The sequence below is a fragment of the Pedobacter caeni genome, assembly GCF_900129215.1.
Classification (GTDB): Bacteria; Bacteroidota; Bacteroidia; order Sphingobacteriales; family Sphingobacteriaceae; genus Pedobacter; species Pedobacter caeni.
In genome coordinates, this window is sequence record NZ_FQUQ01000001.1 from 1,261,523 (window position 1) to 1,287,680 (window position 26,158).

General features: G+C 42.1%; 25 protein-coding genes. 9 read left to right on the forward strand and 16 right to left on the reverse strand.

All coding sequences use genetic code 11. From position 1 onward, the window contains the following. Positions 1 to 21: 21 nt before the first annotated feature. The 3 genes from BUC20_RS05260 to BUC20_RS05270 form a co-directional block, all read right to left on the reverse strand. The gene (locus tag BUC20_RS05260; protein WP_073228289.1) at positions 22 to 1,272 is read right to left on the reverse strand and encodes a FecR family protein; all 1,251 of its coding nucleotides are present in this window, start codon (positions 1,270 to 1,272) and stop codon (positions 22 to 24) included. 52 nt (positions 1,273 to 1,324) lie between these two features. Continuing rightward, positions 1,325 to 1,921: an RNA polymerase sigma-70 factor gene (locus BUC20_RS05265; RefSeq protein ID WP_159441056.1), complete on the reverse strand. Its 597-nt coding sequence runs from the start codon at positions 1,919 to 1,921 to the stop codon at positions 1,325 to 1,327. An 80-nt stretch (positions 1,922 to 2,001) separates the two neighbouring features. After that, positions 2,002 to 2,412 carry a VOC family protein gene (locus tag BUC20_RS05270; RefSeq protein ID WP_073228293.1) on the reverse strand — a complete coding sequence of 137 codons (411 nt, stop codon included), beginning with the start codon at positions 2,410 to 2,412 and terminating at the stop codon, positions 2,002 to 2,004. A gap of 130 nt (positions 2,413 to 2,542) precedes the next feature. Here BUC20_RS05270 and BUC20_RS05275 point away from each other — a divergent pair, with 130 nt between their 5' ends. The 5 genes from BUC20_RS05275 (at position 2,543) to BUC20_RS05300 (ending at position 6,818) form a co-directional block, all read left to right on the forward strand. Further along, positions 2,543 to 3,451 carry an AraC family transcriptional regulator gene (locus tag BUC20_RS05275; protein ID WP_200800884.1) on the forward strand — a complete coding sequence of 303 codons (909 nt, stop codon included), beginning with the start codon at positions 2,543 to 2,545 and terminating at the stop codon, positions 3,449 to 3,451. Between the two features lie 83 nt (positions 3,452 to 3,534). Next, entirely contained in the window at positions 3,535 to 4,719 is a 1,185-nt protein-coding gene (locus BUC20_RS05280; protein WP_073228299.1) for an MFS transporter, read from the forward strand. A 410-nt stretch (positions 4,720 to 5,129) separates the two neighbouring features. Next, positions 5,130 to 5,711, forward strand: coding sequence for a Crp/Fnr family transcriptional regulator (locus BUC20_RS05290; RefSeq protein WP_073228304.1), 582 nt, complete (start codon positions 5,130 to 5,132; stop codon positions 5,709 to 5,711). A 76-nt stretch (positions 5,712 to 5,787) separates the two neighbouring features. Continuing rightward, on the forward strand, positions 5,788 to 6,408 hold the full coding sequence (locus BUC20_RS05295; RefSeq protein WP_073228307.1) for a hypothetical protein: 621 nt from the start codon (positions 5,788 to 5,790) through the stop codon (positions 6,406 to 6,408). A gap of 8 nt (positions 6,409 to 6,416) precedes the next feature. After that, positions 6,417 to 6,818 (forward strand): DoxX family protein, encoded by a 402-nt coding sequence (locus BUC20_RS05300; protein ID WP_073228310.1) that lies wholly within the window; start codon positions 6,417 to 6,419, stop codon positions 6,816 to 6,818. Positions 6,819 to 6,948: 130 nt separating this feature from the next. Here BUC20_RS05300 and BUC20_RS05305 read toward each other — a convergent pair whose 3' ends face one another. The 3 genes from BUC20_RS05305 to BUC20_RS05315 all read right to left on the reverse strand — a co-directional run bounded on the left by BUC20_RS05305 (position 6,949) and on the right by BUC20_RS05315 (position 9,957). After that, positions 6,949 to 8,034 carry an alpha/beta hydrolase gene (locus BUC20_RS05305; RefSeq protein WP_073228313.1) on the reverse strand — a complete coding sequence of 362 codons (1,086 nt, stop codon included), beginning with the start codon at positions 8,032 to 8,034 and terminating at the stop codon, positions 6,949 to 6,951. Positions 8,035 to 8,134: 100 nt separating this feature from the next. Then, entirely contained in the window at positions 8,135 to 9,178 is a 1,044-nt protein-coding gene (locus tag BUC20_RS05310) for a bifunctional transcriptional activator/DNA repair enzyme AdaA (RefSeq protein ID WP_073228316.1), read from the reverse strand. Positions 9,179 to 9,189: 11 nt separating this feature from the next. Beyond that, positions 9,190 to 9,957 (reverse strand): isocitrate lyase/PEP mutase family protein, encoded by a 768-nt coding sequence (locus BUC20_RS05315; protein WP_073228319.1) that lies wholly within the window; start codon positions 9,955 to 9,957, stop codon positions 9,190 to 9,192. Positions 9,958 to 10,097: 140 nt separating this feature from the next. On the opposite strand from BUC20_RS05315, the gene BUC20_RS05320 reads away from it, so the two are divergent. Beyond that, positions 10,098 to 10,742, forward strand: a complete 645-nt coding sequence (locus tag BUC20_RS05320) for a hypothetical protein (RefSeq protein WP_073228322.1) — start codon at positions 10,098 to 10,100, stop codon at positions 10,740 to 10,742. A 528-nt stretch (positions 10,743 to 11,270) separates the two neighbouring features. Here BUC20_RS05320 and BUC20_RS05330 read toward each other — a convergent pair. The 6 genes from BUC20_RS05330 to BUC20_RS05355 form a co-directional block, all read right to left on the reverse strand. Beyond that, positions 11,271 to 12,158, reverse strand: coding sequence for a DUF6999 family protein (locus BUC20_RS05330; RefSeq protein WP_073228328.1), 888 nt, complete (start codon positions 12,156 to 12,158; stop codon positions 11,271 to 11,273). A gap of 11 nt (positions 12,159 to 12,169) precedes the next feature. Next, positions 12,170 to 14,047 carry a beta-ketoacyl-ACP synthase III gene (locus tag BUC20_RS05335; protein WP_073228331.1) on the reverse strand — a complete coding sequence of 626 codons (1,878 nt, stop codon included), beginning with the start codon at positions 14,045 to 14,047 and terminating at the stop codon, positions 12,170 to 12,172. Continuing rightward, on the reverse strand, positions 14,044 to 14,772 hold the full coding sequence (locus BUC20_RS05340) for a sterol desaturase family protein (RefSeq protein WP_073228334.1): 729 nt from the start codon (positions 14,770 to 14,772) through the stop codon (positions 14,044 to 14,046). The genes BUC20_RS05335 and BUC20_RS05340 overlap by 4 nt, the downstream gene beginning before the upstream one ends. 56 nt (positions 14,773 to 14,828) lie before the next feature. Further along, entirely contained in the window at positions 14,829 to 15,269 is a 441-nt protein-coding gene (locus tag BUC20_RS05345) for a GNAT family N-acetyltransferase (RefSeq protein ID WP_073228336.1), read from the reverse strand. A gap of 294 nt (positions 15,270 to 15,563) precedes the next feature. Then, a complete protein-coding gene (locus BUC20_RS05350; RefSeq protein WP_073228340.1) occupies positions 15,564 to 16,355 on the reverse strand; it encodes a hypothetical protein in 792 nt (263 codons plus the stop codon). Further along, positions 16,342 to 18,129, reverse strand: coding sequence for a DUF885 domain-containing protein (locus BUC20_RS05355; protein WP_073228343.1), 1,788 nt, complete (start codon positions 18,127 to 18,129; stop codon positions 16,342 to 16,344). The genes BUC20_RS05350 and BUC20_RS05355 overlap by 14 nt, the downstream gene beginning before the upstream one ends. A 180-nt stretch (positions 18,130 to 18,309) precedes the next feature. On the opposite strand from BUC20_RS05355, the gene tatA (BUC20_RS34150) reads away from it, so the two are divergent. The 3 genes from tatA (BUC20_RS34150) (at position 18,310) to BUC20_RS05370 (ending at position 19,726) form a co-directional block, all read left to right on the forward strand. Beyond that, positions 18,310 to 18,576: a twin-arginine translocase TatA/TatE family subunit gene (gene tatA, locus BUC20_RS34150; RefSeq protein WP_073228345.1), complete on the forward strand. Its 267-nt coding sequence runs from the start codon at positions 18,310 to 18,312 to the stop codon at positions 18,574 to 18,576. Positions 18,577 to 18,591: 15 nt separating this feature from the next. Next, positions 18,592 to 18,762: a twin-arginine translocase TatA/TatE family subunit gene (gene tatA / locus BUC20_RS05365; RefSeq protein ID WP_073228348.1), complete on the forward strand. Its 171-nt coding sequence runs from the start codon at positions 18,592 to 18,594 to the stop codon at positions 18,760 to 18,762. Positions 18,763 to 18,871: 109 nt separating this feature from the next. Further along, a complete protein-coding gene (locus BUC20_RS05370; protein WP_073228351.1) occupies positions 18,872 to 19,726 on the forward strand; it encodes a DMT family transporter in 855 nt (284 codons plus the stop codon). On the opposite strand, the gene BUC20_RS05375 is transcribed toward BUC20_RS05370, so the two are convergent. From BUC20_RS05375 to BUC20_RS05390, 4 genes are all read right to left on the reverse strand, one after another. Beyond that, positions 19,698 to 20,687, reverse strand: coding sequence for a Gfo/Idh/MocA family protein (locus tag BUC20_RS05375; protein WP_073228354.1), 990 nt, complete (start codon positions 20,685 to 20,687; stop codon positions 19,698 to 19,700). The genes BUC20_RS05370 and BUC20_RS05375 overlap by 29 nt on opposite strands. Before the next feature lie 64 nt (positions 20,688 to 20,751). Then, a complete protein-coding gene (locus BUC20_RS05380) occupies positions 20,752 to 23,406 on the reverse strand; it encodes an ATP-binding protein (protein ID WP_084528560.1) in 2,655 nt (884 codons plus the stop codon). A gap of 13 nt (positions 23,407 to 23,419) precedes the next feature. Then, positions 23,420 to 24,253, reverse strand: coding sequence for a DUF6929 family protein (locus tag BUC20_RS05385; RefSeq protein ID WP_073228358.1), 834 nt, complete (start codon positions 24,251 to 24,253; stop codon positions 23,420 to 23,422). 50 nt (positions 24,254 to 24,303) lie between these two features. Beyond that, positions 24,304 to 26,118 carry a serine hydrolase gene (locus BUC20_RS05390; RefSeq protein WP_073228361.1) on the reverse strand — a complete coding sequence of 605 codons (1,815 nt, stop codon included), beginning with the start codon at positions 26,116 to 26,118 and terminating at the stop codon, positions 24,304 to 24,306. Positions 26,119 to 26,158 lie beyond the last annotated feature (40 nt).

Consider the following 26,158-nt stretch of genomic DNA (forward strand, 5'->3'; position numbering starts at 1 on the left):
CTGGTATTGTTTACGCTCTTTCTATTCTATTTCAATTTTTTTTCCTTTTCCATCAGGTGCCGGTTCAATTTTAAACTTCAGGCTTCCGGTGAGTTCCAGCATGTCCAGGACCTGGGAAAGCGTGACATCTTTAGAGATAAATCCATGGTAACGCGTATCAGGGATATGCGCATAGTCGACTTCTACATTGTACCACCTTTCCAGCTGTTTCATAATATCTGTCAGCTTCAGGTTGTTAAACAGGAAGTTCCCTTTCTTCCAGGCCATCACCTCTTCCAGATCTGCAGTTGCAATTTTAATCCGGTCATTTTTTAAGATCGCCTGTTGACCCGGAGTCAGCAGCCCTGATGCTTTAGAGCTGAGGTTTGTCACCCTTACGCTTCCTTCCAGGAGTGTTGTTCTCATGGCGTTTTCATTGCCGTAAGCATTGATGTTAAAGTGAGTTCCCAGTACTTCTACTTCCTGGCTCCGGCCATTGTCGGCCAGCGTGATCACTTTGAAAGGCTGGCGGCCAGATCTGCTGTGCTGCTTACTGATTTCAAAATAAGCTTCTCCCTTTAGTTCTACTTTTCTTTCTTCCTCAGAAAACCGGGTTGGAAATTTCAGGGAAGAGGCTGCATTGAGCCATACTTTACTGCCATCAGGAAGGTTGATCTGGTATTTCCCACCTTTAGGGGTACTGATGGTATTGATTTGTGAAGTTTCATTTTGCTGATCCTGTCCTTCTTTTATCGTATAACTAAGTTGCCCATCGGCAGCTTTGGTGATACTGATTCCGGACTGGTTTGCTATTTTACCATTTGATACTTCATCAAGTGCAATTCTGGTTCCATCTGCCAGGGTTAAGACCGCCTTATTGCCACCGGGCTCAACATCATGAATTGCAGTAGTCCCTGCCATTTCAGCGGGCTGACCTGCAAGATTCTCCTGATCTGAATAATTGGAATAATAAAACAGGGCAACTGCCGAAATGAGGAGCAATACTGCGGCTGCAGCGACAATAGCCAGCCATCTCTTTGGCTGATGAACCGGCAGCTCTTCTTCTGTTCTTCCTGCCTGGAATATATTTTCCAGGAGCTGTTTGCTCTTTACAGGTGTAAAAACAGCTGTTGAAGGTTCAAAATCTTTCCATGCTTCTCCCAGCAATTCTTTCGCTTCTTCCTCATTTTCAGGATCACCGAGCAGGTTCATGAGTTCTGCTTTTTCGGCCTCACTGGCCTGATGCTTAAGCTGCAGCTGGAACAAATAAAATAAGCGGGTATTTGACATCATACCCTAAAGACACAGAAAGATTAAAAAGTGGATAAGGAAAATGATTTTTTTTCTAATATTTTTCCAGTTGAGAGATCAGAATCAATAAAGCAGACAAAATTTCACAGCTTTTTACATACCCGATCACTGATTTAAGTGCCCATTGCTGGTATTTTTTGACGGAATCTGTAGAGATGTTCATCTGTGCCGCAATTTCAGGATTTTTGAGCCCTTTTAGCCTGCAGGTAAACACCTTTTGTTGTTGTGGAGGAAGTTGTGCGATCGCCTGATCGATGAGCGACTGAAAATCCTGTTCCTCCTGCATTCCCGCAGATTCCAGCTGTTCTTCTTCTTCTGCCTGCTGATAATAACGCTCCTGACGTTTATGTTCAGTGGCGATTTTCCTGATTGCATTTAAACAGTAATTCCGGGTGAGGATAAAGAGGTAACCGGTAAACTTATCAATGTTCTTTATTCCGGATCTGTTTAACCAGACTTTCAGGAAAACATCCTGTACAATTTCCTCTGTCATTTCCTGTGATTGGGTCAGCATCAGGACGTATTCCCCCAATTGCTGATGATAGGCCATAAATAATTCCTCAAAGGCTTTTTCATCGCCCAGAGCTACCTTATTTAACAGATCAGATTCATTGCGTACAGGCTTTAACACGACTAACCGATTGATTGGTGAAAATTACACGGTTAAGTTAATATAAAATAGAAGCAATTGATTTGGAAGTGTGTAACAATTTAGTCCGTTTGCTGCAGGCTGCTTTCGTCTATATGCATGACTGCCCACAAATGACCATCCAGGTCCTGAAAGCCATGACCATACATCCAGCCATGGTCTTGTTTGTCGTTTGGAGTGGTTGCCCCTGCCTGTACTGCCCGGCTAACCATCTCATCTACCCGCTCCTTGCTCTCGACAGATAAAGTAATGATGACCTCAGTGCTGTGTTTTGCATCGGCAATCTCTTTGCTGATGAAAGTCTGAAAGTATTCTTTTACCAGCAGCATGACAAATATATTCCCGGCAATAACCATACAGGTGGCTTTATCGTCGGTAAAACTGTTGTTGAACCTGAAACCCAGCTTTGTGAAAAATGAAATGGACTTATCCAGATTCCTGACCGGAAGGTTAACGAACATATTTGTAGCCATAAGGGTATTTTGAAGGTATCATACAAATTTAGGTCGGGAGCTGAAAACATCAGGTGTGCAAATGCGACAATAAAAGGGGTTATACGCGACAAATAAATTATCTTTGTTCTTTGAAATATTCAATCCGCTGATGATGAATACTATTGAGACAATTGATCAGTTCTACAAAAGAACGAACCAGATGATCCCCTCCGACTTGCTGAATACGGCAGGAAAAACCAGTCATTTTAATGTGAAAGAGCGCAGTTATTCCGGAAAAATCACGCCATATAACCGAAGGGACCATTACAAGATCTGCCTGACCAAAGGGAAGGGCAAACTCCATGTGGCAGACCGGATCATTGAGATCGACCGTCCGGCATTGATCTTTTCCAACCCTACAGTTCCTTATTCCTGGGAATCAGTTTCAAGAAAACAGGATGGCTATTATTGCCTGTTTAATGACTCTTTTGTTTCCCCGGATCTGAAAATGGGACTGGAAAGAACCTGCCCCCTGTTCAACCCGGCTATGGAACCTTTTTATTTCCTGAACAAAGCCGAATATGAAAGAGTCAACACCTATTTCTCTCAACTGATGAACGAGCTTAAGAGTGATTATGAGTATAAATTTGAAGTCATCAGGAGTATTTTGAAACTGATCATCCACGAGGGAATGAAACTGCAATCGGCTATGAATATGGTACCGCAGCAAGGTGCTTCAGACCGGATCATTCCCATGTTTCTGGACTTACTCGAACGTCAGTTCCCTGTAGACTCACCGGAAAACCCTTTAAAGCTGAAGAGCGCCTCTGAGTTTGCCAGCCATTTAAACATTCATGTCAACCACCTCAACTACGTGGTAAAATCTCATACCGGAAAGACCACTACACAAATGATCAGCAACAGGATTGTGGCTGAAGCTAAAAGTTTATTGAAACATACCGACTGGGATGTTGCCGAGATCGGCTATTGCCTTGGTTTTGATTACCCGGCACATTTCAACAATTATTTCAAAAAAAACACCGGCCTCAGCCCCGCGGTGTTCAAGAATTACAATTAGCATTTTCAATTCTTTGATTTTCGTAATCATTTCTTTGTTTTCTGATATGTTGTTATTGGGAATGGATTTAACTTTGTGCCAGCATGAGAATCATAGAGAAAGAACACGACGGCATAGGCACTTTACTGGCATTTATCCTCATCCCGCTTTCGGGACTGGCCACAGACATTTACCTTCCATCTTTACCGGCAATGGCGCATCATTTGCAAGCCAGCAACGCAGAAGTACAACTTACGATTGTATTTTTCCTGATCAGCTATGGCATTTCCCAACTTTTTGTAGGCAGCTTACTGGACAGCTTTGGGCGGTACCGGCTAACGATCGCCGCATTGTTGTTGTTTAGCATCGCCAGCTTTACCATTGCCCGTTCGCACAGCGTCTACCTGATCTATCTGATGAGAATTGTTCATGGCATTACCGTGGCGATCATCGTAGTGGGGAAAAGGGCCTATTTTGTCGACATCTTTTCCGGAGAGAAATTAAAACACTATACCAGCTTGTTTTCTATTGTCTGGTCTGCAGCCCCGATCATTGCCCCTTTCTTTGGCGGCTATCTTCAAACCTCGTTCGGCTGGGAATCTAATTTTTATCTGTTGGGTGGTTTTGCCCTGATCATTGTGATTCTGGAACTCCTCTTTGGTGGCGAATCTTTAAAGGTGTTTCAAACCTTTCATTTCAAATCCATTATTAAAATCTATGGATCAATGCTGAAAACGAGCAGTTTTAGTCTGGGATTGATTGTCCTGGGGCTGGCAAACTCTGTATTTATGGTTTACGGAATGAGTGGCCCATTCATCATAGAACATGTTTTTAACCAGTCGGCAATTACTACAGGATACTGTGCGTTAATTCTGGGGATTGCCTTGTTACTGGGTGGTTTCCTGGGCAAGGCGATGATCAACCGTCCTTTTTTCAAAAAGATGATGATCGCGATTGTGACTCAGCTGATCATCACCATTTTAATGATCCTTAGTCCGGGGATTTATTCCGATTTGTATACCTTAATGGCCTTTGCTTTTGTGATCCACTTCATTGCAGGCTTTGTCTTTAACAACTACTTCTCTTATTGTTTAAGCTTATTCCCTAAAAATGCGGGTATTGCCAGTGGCGTTACGGGAGGTTCGATTTACGCTATTACTTCAGTTTTAAGCTATGGCATCGTATATAGCATTCCTTCTGAAGGACAAGTTAGCCTTGGAATCAGCTACCTCATACTTGTTTCTTTAACATTCCTGACCTTCTTTCTGATCAGAAAGAAGGTTCATTAAAAATGTCGCTATTCTACGTATAGTGACATTTCCTTATCAAAGGTCCATACCTGCCGTTGCCCCATCCTCGCGATTACAAGTGAGTAGTTATAATCAGACGCTTCTATTTCAAGTATCTCCCCTAAATTAACCAATTTATCACCAACGGCTAAATCGGCCATTTCCAAGATTCTAAACATTGTGTGTTGTTCCAATATAGTATTCATGAGAGCGAAAAATTAAGAAAAGTTCTAGTTAAAATTTAATTAATACCCAAAAATAAATATTTTTACCACAAAACACTAACAAATTAACTTAATACACTCAATCGGTGTCATTTATAAAAACACAACCTCCTCAGGGCAGGTTTAAAGGTGTTTCCGAGGTGTTTTACTACCTTTGTACAGAAAATAAAACTCCCCTGTCTCCGCATGAATCCTTTTAATATCCTTTTCGAACACCTGCAATCCACCATTGATCTCAATGTGGAACAATTAGCGCTCATCGGGAATAAATTCAAAGAGAAGAAGGTCAAAAAGAAAGGCTTTTTACTGGGCGCAGGGGAAGTATCCAAACACATGCGTTTTATTGCTTCCGGCTGTTTGCGGAGCTATTATATGGACGAAAATAGTCAGGAGCACACTTTACAGTTTGGCATAGAGAACTGGTGGGTCAACGACCTTTACAGTTACCTCACCGGCAGCCCTTCCAATCAGTTTCTTCAGGCAATTGAGGAAAGCACAATATTACAGATCCATAAAGACGACCTCGAAATTCTTATCGGGGAAGTTCCCGGAATAGAGCGGTTTTTCAGGCTCAAGATCCAGTCGGCCTATGTAACCTTACAGGAAAGAATGCTGGACAACATGAGCCTTACGGCTTATGATCGTTACGTAGATTTCCGGAATAAATACAGGGATATCGAACAAAGGGTACCACAGTATATGATTGCCTCCTACCTGGGGATCACTCCCGAATTTCTCAGTAACATCCGTAAGAACGCGCCAAGGTAAATCCTTTCTTAAGGTATCTTAACTTTTCTGTTCCGGGGGAGCAATAGGTTTGCAGCAGTTATCAAAAACACTGCAAATGAATAAAATCACCACGGTCCTGCCCCTGTTTTTTCTGGCTGCATTATCCGCCAGATCACAAACATCATATACACCTGAAAAGGTATTCGGCCATCGGGCGATGTCTTATCAGCATGTAGTTACACATGCATTTGAGGAGGGAACAATGCGTCTGGCCAATGTGCTCCTCTACGATACAGAATATGGGAGTAAAAGAAACAACATTTACTTTATCCGCAATACCTTCAGTTACGCGGTAAAAAAGAACCTGTCCCTGGTTGCAGGGCTTGGAATGAAAAATCCAGGTTCCTTTGGTATGCTCGCCTTGCAATTCCAATACAAACAACAAAGCTTTTCTTTAAGCTATACCGGGGGTGCAACTTACCAGCGGGGCTTTACCCTGGAGCAGTCATTAATCTTAGAATACCTGCCGGAAATCAGGGAAAAGCTCCATATGGTGATCAGGGCGCAAATCGCCGCCAACATCAACAACACTTACGACAGAGGTTTCCAGCAAATCCGTGCCGGATTAAAGACCGCAGGTCTTCAATTCGGTTTGGCCGCAAACCTGGACCAATGGCATAACTCCACAAAAACACTCCAGAACTATGGACTATTCATCAAAACAACAATTAAATAAATAATAAAATGAAAACAAACACAAACACAGGATTACTAATCATCAGACTAACTACGGGCCTTTGCATGTTGATTTATGGATTGACCAAATTGAAAAACGGCGTGGGTTTTATCGAACAGATGCTTGCAGCTGAGGGCCTTCCTACTTTTTTCGCTTCAGGTGTGTATGTTGGTGAACTGATCGCCCCATTGGCCATTATGCTGGGCTTCAGGACAAGAATAGCAGCTTTGGTAATGGCTTTTAACTGCCTGGTAGCCCTATTGATTGCACAATCCCATCTGATCTTCTCTTTAAACCCTTTTGGCGGTTGGGCCGTTGAACTGTTGGTCATCTATACCTTTATACCATTGGCATTGTTTTTTACCGGAGGAGGAACTTATGCCCTTTCCAGCAAAAACCGTTGGGATTAAAGATGGTCTTATGTCTTTTAAAACTGACCTGGCTTTTAAAAATAAACAGCGCACAATCCTGGCAGGACTGTGCGCTGTTATAGCCTTAAAATTGCGGAGTGTTCCCGCTTTTAAGCCAATTGCAGTTTACTTAGTTATGTTTTTTAAAAAAAGCCTTCATTGCACTATTGTATATTTCCGGTGCTTCAAATGGTACATTATGCGAGGCGTTTTTTATGTATAGTAATTCTTTATCTTTCTTTGGTATATTTTTAAGCGCATTAAAAATCGTCTTGCCTTGCTCCACTCCAATGGCATAATCAAACTCACCCTGAAGAACCAATACAGGCTTTTTAATTACAGCAATTTCATCTGTTATGTTCAAATTATTGTAAGACTCGGTGTTCATAAAAACTTCGTTTATGTATTCAAGCTTTGCAATTGCCTTTTCGAGAATTTCAGGAGTGTATTTTATCCGGGCATAAAAAGCCGGGTCTTTAAGTAGTTTTGCCTTTTTTGCTTCCAATTCCGGCTGAGCCCAATAAACGTCAAAGCCTAAATCTTTTGGAAATTCAAATCTTAAAACGTTCATATCCTTAAAGAAATCTTTAAATCCATTTTTTTCAATCTCGCTTAATTTTGTCAGAATCGCTTCATATCTCTTTTTCTTGATAGTGTCATTCGTATTTTTCAGAAGTTCGCTGGCCAGTTTACGTTCGTGCTGTATTAAAGCGAAGTTTCTTTGCGGACTATCTGCAAATCCAGAACTGCTTATAAATGAATTGATCTTTTCCTGATGTTTTATCAAATACAAAAAGCCGTATGTTCCACCCCAGGAGGTGCCTAAAAGGTTTATTTTTTTGTTTGGATATTTATCTTTTATATAAGCTACAACATCATCCAGATCTTTAACAAATTGATCTGTTGTAAGCATTGATTTGTCTTTGCATTCATCAGATTTCCCTCCTCCTCTTTGGTCAAAGTAAACGACTAAATAATCTTTTTCAAAGACGTCTCTGAAAAATTCATGGTCTACTGAAAAAGCGCCGGGCCCTCCGTGTAATACGATAATTATAGGTTTTTCTGAATTACCAATAACACGTGTGTAAAGGTTTGATTTCTCAATCGGTATAAAAAATTCGGTGTCTACCTGATGATCGTTTTTTTGCTTTTGAGCCTTAGAAGAATTAATAATTACGAAAAAAATAGGAATGAGACATAGTAGCGCTCTTTTCATTGTTGTTTGGTTTGAGGGGGATAGCAGGTTAAATTAATAATGAACTTGTCATAAAAGCAGCCAAAGTATCACTTTTTCGGTGAAGTTCAAAAATTTTCGGTCAACGGTGTTCCTGTTCATGGTCCAGCAACCATTTCTTGCGCCACAATCCGCCGCCATAACCTGTTAAATGACCATCTGTACCAACCACCCTATGACAAGGAATGATGATGGAAATCCTGTTCATCCCATTTGCGTTTCCAACTGCCCTGACTGCCTCCATACGGTTTAACCTTGTTGCCTGCCGGAGATAAGTGGAAGTTTCACCATAAGGAATTTCCTGAAGCTTTTCCCAGACCGCCTGCTGAAAATCTGTACCGGGACTATGTATGGGCACTGTAAAACTGGTCCTCCTACCCTCAAAATACTCGGCCAGTTGTACCCGAAGGGTATCAAAATGCGGATTCTCCCCTTGTAGGATTGTTGCATTCAGGTATTTTGCGATTGCCTTTAGTTCTGTTTCCAGCATTTTCCTGTCCGAAAACTCTAACAAACAGATTCCTTCTGCTGTTGCACAGGCAAACATGGTCCCAAGTGGCGTTTCCAGCCTGGTCAGGTCTATGACCCCCTTGTCTTTACTATGCTTTGGAGAGCTCCCAAAGATGGCTTTAAAGGAATCTCCGAAACCGCTGAGTGATTCAAATCCAGCATCAAAAGCCACCATGGTAACCGGTTCTCCGTTTTGTATTTTCTTAAAGGCTGAATTGATCCGGAACGCCCTTTGGTATGCCTGAAAAGTCATGCCGTGGTTTTTGAGAAACCACCTGCGCATCTGACTGGGTTGAATTCCCCTCTGAAGTAAATCCCAGTCTTTAAATTTGGTAGAAGGATCCGAGGCCAGCTCAGCCAGAATGGCTTTAATAGCCTCTGGTGTTTCATCCAGATGTTCCAAAGGATTGCAAACCTTACAAGGCCGGTATCCACTTAAAATGGCTTCTTTTGTCGTTTTAAAAAACTCAACATTTTCTCTTTTGGGTTTTCTTGCCCTACAGGTAGGCCGACAAAAAATACCCGTCGTTTTTACCGCCGTAATGAATGTTCCTTCATAAGCGCTGTCTTTTGCCAGAATGGCTTTATAATAGGTTTCTTCAAGATTCAGTTCCATATTGATTGTTTTTAAAATAAAGGACTAAACGATCCTTCTTCTTTTATACGGTCTATAGCGATCGCAAATTGGTTGTCGAGGTATCGGTACATAAAACCTCCCATGCTCAGTCTTTTCACCCCCAGTGCACTTAGTTTCTCAAATGAGGACAGTTCAGGCAAACACATCACATTCACCGGAACAGGGCTTGCGGTTACCACCGTTCTGATGTCCTCTTCCTGTTGTATACCAGGAACAAAAATGCCATCAGCACCGGAGTTCACATAAGTCTTTATCCTGCCGAGTGTTTCTTCCAGCGCATTTTCCTTATTCAAAAGAAAGGCATCTGTCCGTATGTTCATAAAAATATCGATATTTTCTTTTGACAAACCTGCTTTGATCAGCGCTACTTTCTCAGAAAACTGTTCGGCAGAAATCAGTTTCCCGGGATTACTGATGTCGGAATCTTCCAGGTTTATCCCTGCAACACCCAGTTCATGCAGGTATTTAATGTTTTCTACAATTGCGATGGAATTTTCTCCGTAGCCCGATTCCAGATCTACCGTTAAGGGAATACTGATGCTTTTAATGATCCTGCCCACTATATAAAGCATTTCGCCAAAAGACAGCTGTTCCCCATCATCATATCCTAAAGACTGCGCAATGGCCGAACTTGATGTTGCAACGGCCTGATACCCTTTTTCCTCAAATAATTGTGCCGTATTTACATTCCAGACATTCCCTAGTAATAATGCTTGCTCCTGATGGTGGAGTTGTTTAAACTTATTGTAATTATTCATACCAATTTCTTTGATACAAAGGAACGGCAACTAAGAATGCCGGACAACCGAAAAATGAACAAGTATTTTTATTTCTGTTAGACCTTTTTTCAGAAGTCTGAATTATTTAATAATGAGCTATGAATTTGATATATTGATCTATGAAATTAACACTCCCTCTGATCATCGTTTTTTTGCTGAGTACAGGAATCTCAAGTGGGCAGAACGTTTTAACCAAGCCTGTTCTTAAAAAGCAACATTCCGTAAAAAGAAAAAAAACAGCTCTTCTTGAGAAGATGGAAAAGGAGTATAAAATTGAAAACGATGGCTGTATTGTAGTTAACAAATATAGTCCTGAGCAAAGATTGAAACGTTATCCCTTTTCGAAGGCAATAAAAATAGCCGCAGTCTCTTATAGGTTTACTCCGGGGCAAATTATAAATCCCGAGGACATCATAAAACAACGATTGCATATTAAGGATGGCCTATTAGATACGACCTCCATATTGGAGTTTATTCAATTGGGATCTGCACAAACAGACTCCTTAACTCAGTTGATTTTTAATACCATTTACCTTAAGACAGAAGCCCTTCATACTGAAGAATTCGGAGCTTGCTTTAATCCAAGAAACTCAATTTTATTCTATAATGATAAGGGGAAGATCTTCGAATACATCACGGTCTGCTTTGAATGTCAGAAATTTGAATCCAGCAACACTAAACTTAACATAGGTGATCCCTGCACGCAGAAATATGAACTTCTCAGAAAATTCTTCATGAGCATAGGCATAAAAAACGGAGTTTAATTCCCATAAAACTGATTGCTGATAAGACAAATAATAAGAAACTATTTTAAATGTATTTTTACAGCTTAATTTTTAACCTCTCATGACCGAAAAAGTGACATGCCCAAATTGCAACAGCAATAACACTAGATCTCTAACAAAATCATTTTTCATTAAAGAAATTATGGTTTCATCAATTATTTTTGTCATTGCCCTTAGCTTCTGTATATATAAATTTTCAACTTTATCGCTTTTCTTCACCCTTTGGCCGTTGATTTTGATCACATCTAGTCTTATAAAAATTTACAGCCAGAAACCAAATAAGGGTTTCTGCCTAGCGTGCAAAAACAGGTGGAAGTACTAATCCAGTTTACTATTTTTATTTTCTTAGTTACAGATAATATCAAAGAATCGCAACTATCACAACGCATTTGATTATTTAGTGCTCCAGTATTACGAGAGAGGATTGACAATTTGCATTCATTACTCAATCTCGTAAAATGCGTTTAATCGATTGGCTAAGTTTCCTTTCCTTGAATTTTGCCGATACTAATTTTCATTCTTTTGAGCTAATTTCCCCTGAACCAGCATCGCATGCAGTACTTCTGTAGAAAAGCCATGGAGCAACAACCGGAAAGCTGCACCTGCGGTAGGCAATGGAATCATCGGATGTTTATTGTTTAAGGCAGTCAGCTTTTCGGGGCAATCCATAATTGTGCTGGCATAAATGCCGATCACTTCATCCAGCTGCAGGGAATTGGTGGCCCTCCAAAAGTCATTATCAGTCAGGTAAAACTGATATACCGGAGTGAAAAGTTCTATTGCTGTGCCCAGGTCTATAAAATTGGTCCAGCCATCTCTGAAGTTTTCAAATGGAATCTCTCCTTCTGAGATCGCGGTAAAATCCGGATTTTCTTTTTTCACGATCTGAAGTCCTTTTTCTGCAATGGACACATTCAGGTTGATGATAAAGTTGTAAAGGTTCAGGTCATGTTCCAGAAAAAGGTTGTCTTTTACCTCATTTACAGATAAGGGCTTCAAAGGGTTCATCGGAATATCCTGAGCCCCATCCACATTATCTTTGATGAAGCGCAGGACTTCAGAACCCAGATAAAAATGGCGCAGGATGACAAAGTTTGCTTCCGGCGTAATGAAATACTTCATGCCCAGATAAAGGCATTTATGAAGCAGTTTCGGCGCATTGATCAAGTTGGGAATGATGATCTTAAACAGCTGCATCAAGACGATAGAAAGCCTTGCAAATACCTTTGCTACCGGATATAGAAACTGCCGGCTTTTGCTGGAAGAATCATAGAGAAAAGCGGCTTTTGCATCCGGATTAAAAGGAACACTTTTATCCAGGTATAAGGCATGCCAATGACTTGGATTCCGGGGTTCATTCACCATCTTTTCGTAATACTCTCTTTTATGTAGCATAGCTGTCTGTATTAAAAGTTATCCAGTTCTTCCAGTTGCATGGTATACAATTTAGCCACCACTTTTGCTGTTTTAACAATTTTCTCGGCCATTTGTTGGGTCAGTAGTTCCGATTGTATGGCTTGTTCGAAACGCTCAAAATGATTGTCGTTGCTGTCACTTGATTCATGGTAAATGAAAAAAGAAACCTGGTCTTTGTCCAGATTCAGCTGTTGCTGAATCGCCCTGCCCCATTTCCCGGAGACCCTGTTTCCCAGTCCTTCGATGATGAACATGCCGCCCAGCAAGTCAAAAGGGTTCGGCTGACTTGCCCTGTGAAACATAAAAGCACTCAGGGCTTCACTGCCGATATTTTTGATTCCGGTCAGGATCTCTTCTTCTTTTCCACCACAATTGATATAATTCTTTTCCAGAATCTGGTAATCCCGGTGTTCATCAGAAGAATGCCTGATAAAGGCAGACCTTACCGGGAAATATTCCATGCTTACATTTGAAGCTGCTCGGGCAATCCATTGAGAACCGTCAATCACCTGTTGACGAAGGTTCACCAGCAGGCGTTTGTATTCTTCCAGAGTAAGCGTGCCTTTAAAGATCTTTTTAACCACGGGCACCTGCTGTAATCCACGCTCAAAATCAAACCAGACCCCTGTGAGCTGACGCACCAGCCATTCCTGTACCGGTTTGTCCTGTACACGGATCTCCGGTGGTTTGATCTCTGCAATCTGTTCTGTATAACCAGAAGCACCCGCTGCCAGGCCTTCACGAACAGTCAGCATCATAAAGCCCGTCACAAAACGACCACTTTCCGGCACCATGCAGAGGATCTTTTGTCCGGCTTTCAGTTCAGCGCTTTTCATCAGCTCATCCAGCATGACGAAAATAGAGGCTGAGCCAATATTTCCTACGGTATATAAATTACTGAACCATTTTTCTGCGGGAATCTCTACCCCTCCGTTTTTCAGGAGCGCTACAATCTGTGGTTTAAAATGATGAGAAGAATAATGACAAACCAGACGGTCAATGTCTTCCGGTTTAAACCGTCCTTCATCGATGAGTTCAAAGAAACGCTGAATACCCAGTTTCACAATGTTGTCTACCTGTTGCATGTCCTGTTTCAGGTTCAGCGCACCTGCGAAATTCGCTTCGCTGATGGTATCATAATCCAGCCAGGTCTTTGATACACTGCCTTCACTTTCTTTATTCGTCCCGGTGTACATACAGACTTCATAGGCATGGGCATAAGATTTCAGGTCTACCCATTCTATCTCCAGTGCCAGCCCATTACCAGGTGTGTCCTCTAACAGCATCGCCCCTGCGCCATCGCTCAGCATCCAGCGCAGGAAATCCGTTTCCAATGGCAATGCTGCCCCTTCTACCTTAAAGGCATCCTGTCCTTCAAAGCGTTTGGATTTGAACATTCTGCTGGGGAGCTCCGCGGCACAACAAACCGCATTTTTTACGGTTTCAGATTTTACCTGAAGGTAAGCGTTCTGAATGGCCATCATTCCTGCCGCACAGACACTTTGGTGGGAAGCCAGTCCACATCTGCCAATTTCAGTTTCCCCATGCACCATACTTGCAAAACCAGGTACAGGCAAGTCACTTTGGGTAGTTGCTGCACTCAGCATCTCTACCTTTGTGGCATCCAGATGGCTGCGCTCCAGGCAGTCCTTTATGGCCAATCCGGCCATTTCATAGGCTTTATGGGTGGTTTTTTGGTTGCCATCTAATGCATAATGGCGGTTTTTAATGCCATTTTTCCGCAGAAAAATATCCTTGGTACGGGAAGGTACATTGTCGATCTTTCCCAGAAAATCTTCCATCTCTTCATTGCTTACCGGCTCATTGGGCAGGAAGCTTCCCGTGGAGGTGATGTATACTTTGTTCATGAAATATTTTTTACAGAAGTGTTGAAAATTTTGTCCAGCCAGGGCAATAAAAAGCCCAGGTTACCTTTTCCTTTCTTATGATGCATGCTGTGGCGGTAGGAAAATTTCAAGATATGTTCAGGTGCATGTCCGCTAAAAAAGTCATAATTGCAATGCCCCAGCAGGTTGATGATCAGGCTCATCACCGGCAAGGATAAAATTGCCAGTGCCTGAAAGGGAAATACCAGCAAAGGAAATACGATTACTGTGCCCAGCAGGAAAGCCTCTATCCAGTGAAAACTAAAAGTAGAATAGACGGTGGGTTCTTTTGAATGGTGGTGCACTTTATGGATATGTCTCATCATAAACCTGGTATGAAGCAGCGCATGAACCGCATAAAAGTGCAGTTCATTCCAAAAGAACAATACAATGATCTGTGGGAATACCCACCAGTTGAGCTCATAACTGATCCGGAACCAGCCCTGTTCAAGCCCCTGCTGAATCATAATCCCCTGCAGGCTGAATACCAGAATGGAGCGCATGCTTTGCCAGATCTCCTTTGTGACCTGACCGGCATACAGGTGGTGGTTCGCGACTTTCGTTAAGCCCCTCCTGCGTACCAGATACCGGAATACCAAAATCCCGGCCCCGGTTACGGACCAATACAGCAAATTGAAGAAGATGAATAATGCCAAAAAAGCATTATACCAGGTTTCAAACACCCAACTGAATATCGCTTCAAGCATTTCCTAAAGTAGTAAAAATATGATGTTAATCTCAATTATGACCGCTATTAAAGAAATTACCTGCGTTTCTTTTTGAAGGCAAGTAATTCTTCTCTTCCTGCGATTTGTACAAACCCATTCTTAAGCAACACTTTTTGCGAAGGAAAGTTTGCCGGAGCAGTTTGTGCAATGACTGCTTCAACAGCTTTGTCCTGGAACGCCCAGTCTACCATAGCCTGGATCGCTTCTGTGGCATAGCCGTTTCTTTGTTGCTGCTGGTCGATCATATAGCCCATTTCTACAATTCCATCTTCATTCGCATGGCCAACAAAGCCGATTCCACCAATGGCAATATTGGCGGCTTTATCGACAATCTCCCAATTGGTATACCATTGGTATTTCTTTGGATACGCTTTAGTTTTTGGCAGCCAGAAGTTAACAAGGGCGTCATGAAGTTCTACCTGATAAGCAGGATCAACTTGCATAGCGGATATATTTATTCCCAGTGAAGTTTCCATTGCAGGTCTGCTAACCTGACATAAACGTAGTAACTGGTGATTTAACGGGATCAATTTCAACCGTTTAGACTCTATAAAAAACATTGGACTTTCTTGATTTTAAAACAATAGAATAACTGCTTAACCGAAGGTTAAGTCATTGCCTGTAAAGAGCAGGCTTTGTTACGCAATTACAGGCTCTGTGGTCTGCCTGTTTAAAATCTGATTCATAAAAGAGGTTCTTTTTTTCAATGATAAGAATTATCTCTAAAAAAATAAAATATTATTTTAGATTTTAGGAAAAGACGGTGAAAGTCAATGGTTTTTAGGGTAACCGTATTTAAAGTGCATGTATAAAAACAGACAAACATAAGCGATTAGCGCGATGGACATCATAATTCCAAATACCAGGAGCATCACTTTGAATGGAGATTTTGCAAAGTCCAGTAAAGGTTTCTTCGGAGCTTCCCATTTGATATTGAACCGATGAGCAAGCCAACCGGCTATGACCACGACCAAAATAAAACCTAGAATATACTTCAGGAAGTCAAGTCTGTATGTCCAGTAATTTCCCCTTGCTCTCCATTTCTCCCAGTTCTCCCAATAGATCTTGCTGACATAAAAATTATCTGCCCCGGCCCGGCCAATATCTACCTTAATCTGGCGTTTATCCTTCAATGCAAAATAAGTGCTTCCTGAACATTCAAATTTTAAAGGTTGATTTTCATAGGTCACGAAGACCAGACCGCCCTCTATTGTCTTTTTGATCCGGTGTGCTGCTAAACTATCGATTTTTAGCACTGTTGTTTTCGATTCCCCAACAGCCCCATAAAACAACATTTGCACATTCTTGCTGGTGTAATATAGAAAGAAAGACAATAGCCCTGCATACACCAGAAGCATCAAGTGGTCCTTAAAGCGTTTCGGTCCTTTATATCTGATGTGAAGATAAATTGCAATTGCCAGGCTAATCGCATATACCAGGGCATAATAACGCCATCCGTTATTCGTGGTGATCAATTCAAAACACCAAACCCTCAAAAAATAAATCAGGGCAGCTGCAACAAACCCAATGATACAGGAGAATACTAAATTATTTTCCTTCATTTACCCGCTTCGCCCATGCGTCCATTTTTTGTTCCAAAACATCAAGAGGCATTACGCCATCCTTTAAAATCTCATCATGGAAATCCACAATCTTAAACTTAGCGCCCAATTGTTTTTCATACTTCGCACGCAGCTCCCGGATCTTTAAAGCACCGATTTTATAAGATAGTGCCTGTCCTGGTAAAGCCATATAACGCTCTACTTCTGCCGTTGCAGCATCTTCAGCTATTGCCTCATTGCTCATCATGTATTTGATCGCCTCTTCACGGCTCATATTCTTTGTATGAATGGCCACGTCTACCACCAAACGGATGGCGCGGTGCATTTCATCACCCAATGCGCCCATGTATTGATAAGGATCGGTGTATAAACCCAGTTCTTTACCTAATGATTCGGAATATAAGGCATACCCCTCTCCCATTGCTCCATACCATGCAAAACGTCTGAATTTAGGCATGTCTTTACTTTCCTGCTGTAAAGAGATCTGATAATGATGACCAGGGATGGCTTCGTGAAGGAACAAGGATTCCATTCCTGAAGTGATGTTAAATTTCTTAGCGTCCAGAATAGGAATGTAAAAAACTCCCGGTCTTGATCCATCAGGAGATCCCGGATTGTATTCCGCACTTGCAGAAGCGGCACGGAAAGCCTCTGTCTGTCTGACTTCAAAAGGAGTCTTCGGAACTTTATGGAATAGCTTCTGAAGCTGAGGCTTCATCTTATCATGAATGGCATTGAAAGCCGCAATCACTTCTTTTGGTGTTTTGTAAGGCGTAAATTTAGGATCTGTTTTCAGGTAAGTGAAAAAAGCATTCAGATCGCCTTTAAAACCCACCTTATTTTTAACGCTGTCCATTTCTGTACGGATCCTTTTTACTTCAGCCAGTCCGGTCTGGTAAATCTCTTCCGGAGTTTTATTCGTCGTGGTCCAGTACTTCACACTGTAATCATAGATTTCCTTTCCTGCAGGCACCGAAGAAATTCCTGAAGTAGACCTGGATTTAGGCAGGTACTCCGTTTTAAGGAAAGTACTTAGTTTCTGATAAGAAGGAACCAGTTCTTTTAAGATGGCCTGCTGATACAAGGCAGTAATTTTTGCTTTATCGGCTGCTGAGATCTCTTTCGGCAGGTTTTTGATCGGATCGTAGAACAAGCTTTTCTGCGCATCGGTCACAACCATCGCATCCATTTGCGGGATCATCTTTTCTACCAGAGGTTTGGGCAAGACCATACCTGCAGCCATTCCATGTCTGAAATTGGCAATGGCAGTATCCGTCCACACCGTAAACCCTTTCACACGGCCCAACCAGTTTTCATAATCTTTTAGTGTTTTAAAGGGCTGGTTTCCTGCGCCTGAGCCTAGCTGCCCCATCGTTAAGGGCAAGGAGAAGAACTGTTGTGCAGGAATCATCCAGGTGTTCAATTCGAGACCTTTCAGTTTCATCTGAAGATCATATTTGAACACATCATAGCTCAGTTTATCATTGTCGTTCAGTGCTTCTCTATCAAATTTCTCCACCTGATTCAGGTAATCCTGATAGAAGTTTTTCAGTGTATCACGGAATGCTTTAGTGCCATCGTTGGGCAATTGATCGTTATAACGGTTGTCTCCTTGTGAAGTCGCATCCAATGGGAACAGTTTGGAATTCTTTTCCCAATAGGAATCGAAAAGGCTTGCAATTTCTTTTGAATCGCTCATTGTTTCTGAAGATTTGTTTTTACAGCCCGCCAAACTTAAGACCATGGCTGCACAAAGGAGACCTAATTTATTCATATCGAAAATTACTAAAATTATTTAAAACATCAAGGACAATAACTTTCATGCTGCGATGCTTTCATCGCGGAATACCTCTACAAGCTATCATCACCATATGCCCATATTAAATTTTAATCCCGTTTTAATCCGGCTTTAATCTCCTGCAAGTAGTTTTGTTCTTACACTAATGAAACGAATATGATCTTACTTGAATTTCTAAATATGGGTGGTGGTGAAATCTTGCTCATCCTCGCGGTTGTCCTTTTGTTGTTTGGGGGTAAAAAGCTACCTGAACTTGCCCGCGGACTGGGGAAAGGAATCAGGGATTTCAAAGACGCTTCGGAAGGTGTGAAGCGCGAGATTCACAGGAACATCAATGTGGTAAACGCAGATGATGAACCCGTACGTACGGAAACAAAGGAATCTGTCGCTCCAACAAAAGAACCTATTACTCCCAAAAATTAAAAACCAACGTAAATGATGTTGCATACTCCCCTGCTTGCCGCGATTGGCACACAAGAAATTGTCCTTATTCTACTAGCCGTTTTATTACTGTTTGGAGGAAAGAAGATTCCGGAACTAATGGGCGGTTTAGGGAAAGGAATCAAAGAATTTAAAAATGGAAAAGATGGTGTAGAAAAACCTGATTAGTTTATCTGAATAGCTTTAATTACGATAAACAGAGGAATACCGGAGGATTCTGTACTGATTCTTATCTCAACATTTTTCTTATTTTTGATAAGAAACCAAAAGAACCGGAATGAGTACTTCTGCCTTAATGTTAGTGATTGCAGCGGCAATATTACATGCAGTCTGGAACCTCATTACCAAACAGGTCAATGGTAAACTGGCCTTTTTCTGGTTGATCTCTCTTTTTTCAGCCATCATTTATCTTCCTGTACTGATCTATCAATTAATCCATACACCAATTCAATACACAGGGAGTTTATTTCTTTTTTCGGGAATAAGCGCAGTGCTACATCTCTTTTATTTTATCGCCCTCCAATTGGGTTACCGTAAGGCTGATCTTTCTGTCGTATATCCAATTGCCAGGGGTGCAGGCCCAATATTTACCATAATAGGTGCTATACTTATTTTTCAGGAGAGACCAGGTATAATGGCCATTACAGGGGCCATTTTGATCGTATGTGGTGTCATATTGATGACGGGATTGAAACTAAAGAAAGACAGCAGGATGTTAGCGGGTATAAACTACGGCCTGTTAACCGGATTTTTAATCTCCAGTTACACTTTATGGGACAGGTTTGCAGTGGTAGAGCACCAGGTTTCTGCCATTTTCATTACTTTTTCATCGATTGCGCTTCCACTGATCATTTTGCTTCCCCTGCCCATCAGAAAAGCTGATGAAGTACTGCTGGAACTGAAAACGCATTGGAAACAAGGCCTTGCAGTGGCTATTTTTCAACCACTGTCCTATTTGCTGATATTGATTGCCATGAAAAGAATGCCTCTTAGTTATGTTGCTCCATTAAGGGAACTCAGCATTGTCTTTGCCGTATTTTTCGGGGCCAATCTTTTGAAAGAAAAAGACAGCAAACGAAGAATTATTGCCGCCCTGATCATCCTTATTGGCATATCTCTGCTGGCCTGGTGAAGCTATCCATCAGTTCCATTGACAATATGGCCTGGGCTGCTGAACATGGATTCTCTGCCTGACCAAGGAAATAAGCCGTTACTTTTTCGATCATGGGTTGTTGCACATGTTCCAGTGGGTCAAAAACAAACACTTCCTCTTTTCCTTCTCTTTTCACCACCACTTTGTTCCCGAAGACAGGGAAACTGATCTTTCCCCTGGAGCCAATGATTTCACATATATCAGTTTTATCTTGTTCAGCAACTGAAAAACACCAGGTCCCGGTAAAGACCACCCCATTTTTAAACTGAATGTGTCCGGTAACCAGGTCATCTACCCTGGTTTTTCCCGTTTGATTTAAAGATAAGCCTGCAGACTGGCTGAAGGCCCCAAAGAAATAAACCATCAAATCCAGTTGATGGGGTGCCAGGTCATGAAATAAACCACCTCCGGAAATGGCCGGATCCAGTCGCCAGTTCGTAGCGGAATTCGCAATGATGTCCGACTCCTGAGGCTGTAACATCTGCAAAGTGGCAAAGCGGACTTCCCCGATTACGCCTTGCTCAAGAAGAGCTTTGATTTTCAGGAACATGGGTTGTGCACGCCGGTAATGGGCAACAGTAAGTTTTGTATCGTACAAAACCGAATCCGCTTCCATCCTCAAACCGGATTCTGCATTTAAAGTCATTGGTTTTTCTACATATACCGGTTTTCCAGCTGCAAGGGCAAGCCTGCAATAGTCCTCATGCTGAGCAGGAGGCGTTGCAATATAAATGGCATTCACCTCAGGGTCATTGATCAGTTCTTCCGCATCAGTATACCATTTTGGCACACCATGTCTGAACGCATAATCTGCAGCTTTTGCGCCATCTCTGCGCATCACTGCCACTAACGATGAGTTGGGAACTTTATTAAAAGCAGGTCCGCTTTTCACCTCTGTCACATCGCCACACCCAATCATCCCCCATTTCACTTCTTGCATATTTCTTCTGATTTTGCCGGCTAAAATACTAAAATACAAATGACAGACCTTAAGAGAATTGAACTTAACGGAGATAATGCGCAATCTTCGAATATAATTCCATCGGACTAAAAGGCTTGGATAAATAATCATTCATTCCGGAATCCAGCACTTTAACCTTAATCTCTGCCAGAACTGAAGCCGTTAAGGCAATAATGGGGATATTTTTAAACCTTTCACCTTCCATTGCCCTGATTTCATAAGTGGCGGTATACCCATCCATCACCGGCATTTGTAAATCCATCAAAATAAGGTCGTAAGAATGTGTTTTAATTTTTTCTACTGCCTCCAGTCCAGTCCGGGCATAATCAATCTCCAGTCCCCATTTCTGCATAAATTTGCTGGCTACCATAATGTTCACCTCATTATCTTCAGTCAGCAACACCTTATATCCTGCGAGGCTACTGAAATCTGACGATGATACCATGACCTTCTTGTGGACTGAGCTGAGCTGACTTCTTTTTAAAGGCAACCTGAAGGAGAATTTTGAACCTTTCCCCGGACTTGAATCCAGGCTGATCTCACTTCCCTGTAAATTTAACAGCCTTTTTGTGATGGCAAGACCGAGGCCGGTACCGCCGAAATGCCGGGTGGTATCTGCACTTGCCTGGGTAAAACTCTCAAAGATATACTCCTGTAAAGCATGATCGATCCCTATTCCGGTATCAGTGACATAAAAATCAACATAAATAAATTTCTCATCGGTATGGTGGAGACGAATGTCTAATGATACCGATCCGGAAGGCGTAAATTTCACAGCATTACTGATCAGGTTATTCAGGATTTGTGCGAGTCTTAATCCGTCACCAACTACGATTTCCGGCAACTGAGGATCAATACTCACTTTAAATGAAACTTCCTTTTTCTCTGCCTGCAGATGATGGGCGTGTTTCAGGCTGTTGACAAATTCTGCCAGATGGAAATCTATATTTTCAAAGATGACCTTCCCAGCTTCAATTTTGCTGTAATCCAGGATATCGTTGATCAGGCTCAACAGGTTATCACTGGAGAATTTCAAGGTCCTCAGGTTCTCTTCCTGCTCTTCTTTTGGGCCCTCCTGCAACAGAAGGTGCGTTATTCCGATTACTGCATTTAGTGGTGTCCTGATTTCATGACTCATATTGGAAAGGAACTGTTGCTTAGCCATGGCCGCTTCCTCGGCAATATGTTTTGCGTTCAGCAATTCAGTTTCTGCGCGTTTTTTATCGGTAATGTCCATGATTGCCCCCCTTAATTTGGATACGTTTCCATTCTCTATGATAGGAAGGCAAATGAAGCGGAGCCATTTCTCACTGTTCTTTGGCCGGACCTCCATATCAAAAGGCTGCTGCAGGTACAAGGCATTTCTTACCCCAGCATTAATCGCCTCTTCTTCCTCATAAAGTGCGGCGGCTTCTTCCAAAGAGGTGGCTTCAGTAATGTGTTCCCACAGCATATAAAGCTGTTTTGTTCTGTGTACAAATTTACTGCCCACCTCAAATTCCCATCCCCCGGTCTTGCTGATTTCCTGTGTGGCATCCAGCAGGCTTACTGTTCGTTCCAGTTCTTTCTGAGTCTCTCTTAATCCTTGTTCCGCAGCCCTCTGATCGGTAATGTCAAGCACAAAAGCAATCACATTTCCTTTATGATCCGGATGAGGAAATACATGGTTTTGATAAATCAGGACTTTTCCTTCTTTTTCTATTGAGGTGGTAAAGTTTCCAAACTCACCTGAAAGGGCCTTGCGCAGTTGCTCTTCTGCCATAGGAAACACTTCAAATGCACTTTTACCGAGCATCTCTCCGTCCTTATAGCCTATTGCCTTTAATCCTGCACCCCCGGAACGCACAAAATTACCGGCAGGATCAACTTCATAGATCATGATGGGAGAATTGTCCAGTAAGCCTTTTAACAAGAGGCTTTGCTCTTCAAATTCCTGCTGTAATTTTACCCGTTCAGAGATATCCTGACAAAAAACGGTCATTCCCTTTACCTCTCCCTGATCGTTAAACATCGGATTACAGATCATGCTAAAATAGGCCCTGTATAAGCCGGGTTCACCGAATTCTTCTATGGACTCCACAGTCCTCCCCAACATCACCTCATCAAATATCTCTCTGGTCCTTCCGGCATCAACCCCGGCAACATCCGTATAATTGTCTCCGATTTTGATGTCCACACCTCTGGCGATCTTCATCTGTTTCCGGTGTGAACTGTTATAGGCGGTATAATTGAAATTATGATCAAAAGAAAAAACACTGGCACTCGTGCTTTCCAGTAGCGACTGAAGAATGAAAACTTCCTTTTCCAGTTTTTCTTTAGCCAGATGATCCCCAACAATTTGCTCAATAGTGCCATAGTACCCCGAAAGGACCCCGGCTTCCAATACCGGAGCCAGACGAACAGCCACATAACCTAAGGATTGATTCTCATTGAAAAGTTGAAAAGGGCTTTGAAAAACCCCGCTATTTCTTGCTTTGAATAAATTCCATTCCTTTAAAAAAAGAATGCCCTCTTCTTTTCCAATTGGCCTTAACCATTCTTTACTGATGGATTGTGATTCAGAAAAGCCCAGGATTTCCCGGCATTTGGCACTCATGTATAAGCAACTGTCTGTAGTATCCAACAGGAAGTTGCCTCCTGCAGAAATGTCATTAATAGCATTGAGTATTCCCTCACTCATCCCCGGTAGCTCCCTCATTTAATATTGTAAATTAGTGTTTCAAATTTAGCAGATAAATGTCTGCCTGCAACGCATCGCTATCATTGTCTTCACATAACAGGAAGGAAATCTCGTTCTCTTTTTTATGTTTTAAGGTGAGTCCTTCAAACTTATGGCGGTCGGAGATTTCTTTTGTAAAGTCGATCTTCATGGTTTTGAGGGATATACTGCCAATGATGCTACCTAAAACCTCGCCATCATGATAAGTCGAATTTGTATTTTCCGCTGCCGCTAAAAAGTAAAGTTTATCCTCTACCTGAACCGCATCTGTGAAACCAGTGCGCACTCCTTTAATTTCGGGAAGCTGCAATTCTGTAAATGTGATTTCAGGATCTGCTGTCAGGCTTTTACCATGAACGGTAAACACCATGTTTTTGCCGGAGTTTCCATTTCCACGATTGAAAAAATACCAGGCCGCTTCAGTACGGACCACGCCTTCAATGTTAAAGCTTTCGCTGTTCAATCCGGCGACCGCCTGCATCCTTTTGTATAATGTGGCTAAATCAATAACAGAAAGCACTTCTTTAGTCACTGCATTTAACTGAATCATTTTATTCCTGTTTTCTGTAGAACCAGAGCCAAACAGGTAGAATGAATCTCCGTAAAAAGCCAGGGCTTCGAAATCTGGTTTGAGCTTCTTTGCTATATTTTCAGCAGGGTGTTCGCTGAGTGCATGGCGTTTTAGTGCAGCCGTTTTCAGTTCATATTCATAGAAATAAGAACTGTTGTCTCCAATCACATGAAGCGAATTGTCCTTTAAAAATAAACCAGATGCAGAGCCAATCCCTATAATATGTAACAGTAATTCAAGTGTAAACCTATTCATTCCCTAATTTCCTATTCTAAACTATTTACGTTTCTATTCTCTTTACATTTCTATTCTAAACTCTTTACAATTTTGGCTGCATTATCATTGTTTGGATTCAATTTCAAGGCTTTCAGGTAATTCTCCTTGCCCAGCTTTTTATCTCCATCTGCAAGGTAAGCCTCACCTAAACTGTCGTATACGTCGCTCTCTTCAGGATAAAGAAAGGCATTGACTTTAAACAAATCTATTGCCTTTTTTATTTCTTTGATGCGGAGCAAACGATACCCCATATCAGTGAGGTACCGCTGTCCTACCGTATGGTAGTCCGGGTGTTCCTTTTTCATTTGCTGATAAGCAGCCAATGCCTGATCAAACTGCCCCTCAAGAATAAATTCATAAGGCACTTTTTCATCCGTTTTCATTACAGGGTTGATGTACTTAACCGCATCTGTTCCCCAGATAAAAGCAAGGTGTTTGACCTGATCAGCAGGATTAATCACCACCTTAATTTTATAGTCGGAACTGTTGGCCACCACAAAAGTATGGTCTGCAATTTTAAACAACTCTTCAGGCTGTTCAGAATTTTTCATCAAAAAGACTTTCCCTCCTTCTCTGTATATCCTCATTAAATCAGATCTGTCTGTCCGGTAACGTCCCGACAGGTAATCCAGCTCTCCTTTGTCCAGCTCCAGCTTCTGATAAACCGGGGACACGTAGTTTGGCCAGTTATAGGTCGCTGCCACTGCACGGATCAGCTCATCCACCAGAGGAGGTTGATTTCCGTTGGTCAGTACCACGACCCCATCCCCACTGTCTTTACTGGCCGTAAACCGGCTGGAAAAACCTTCGTTCCAGCCCCCATGGCCAAAGTATCGGTCATTTCCTTTTTTTTCCAGAAAGATTCCAAGCCCTTCAAACTCTTCAATAAAAGGACTGACCATTTGAACTGCCATGGCCTGCGACAACACCTTTTTGCTTTGCCCTTTGATGGTCAGTTGCAAATCTATCGCAAATTTCGCCAGGTCTTCGGCAGTGGTCCATAAACCTGCGGGGGCCATTTCAGGATAAGTATGTCTTTTTCCTTTCGTTTCTGAGCCATCAGGAAGATATCCTGTAGCGGCAAATTTCAGCCTGTCTGCAGGGAGTGGCTGCCGGTAACTGCTGTTTTTCATGCCCAATGGGCCAAGCACCAACTCATCCATGATCTGCGGAAAAGGTTTCCCCTCCAAATCGATCAGCATTTGCTGCATCACGCAGTATCCTCCTCCGGAGTACCTGAAAGTTCCGCCCGGTACTTTATCTACCCGTATCGCCGGAGAATTTGCAGGTTTCTTTCCATCCAGAACCTCTGTTAGCGTGGGTATTTTTTCAGAAACGGGATAGCCCGCGAAGCCACCTACAGTAAGCCCTCCGCTATGACTCAGCAAATGTTTCAGGTTTACTTTTTTCTCTTTGGTAAACTGGTTGTCAGGAAGTTTCCATGATTTAAGGTAAGTGTTCACATTCTCCTCCGGATTGATTTTCCCACGCTCCACTTCTTTTAATGCCGCATAGGCACTAACCGGTTTACTGATGGAAGCGGCCTGGAACAAGGTTTGATTGGTTACCGGCTGTTTAGTCCCCCGGTCCACAATCCCATAGCTCTTTGCCCATACCACTTTTGAATTTTTAATCACCGCGATGCTCAGGCCAGGAACACCGAAATGTTTCATCCGCCCTTCAATCGTCCAGACGGAATCGCCCACAAAGCGGTTGGGACGAATGAGTCCGGATTCTACTTTTCTGATCTGGGCTTCCGTCTCCCGGTCATATTGTGCATAAATATTTGAATATTGTAAGGAAATGAGCAGGAAGAAGCCCAATACTGATGCGTTTTTTTTCATCTTTGCAATAATGGTGATTAACAGGGGTTGATTATTCTAC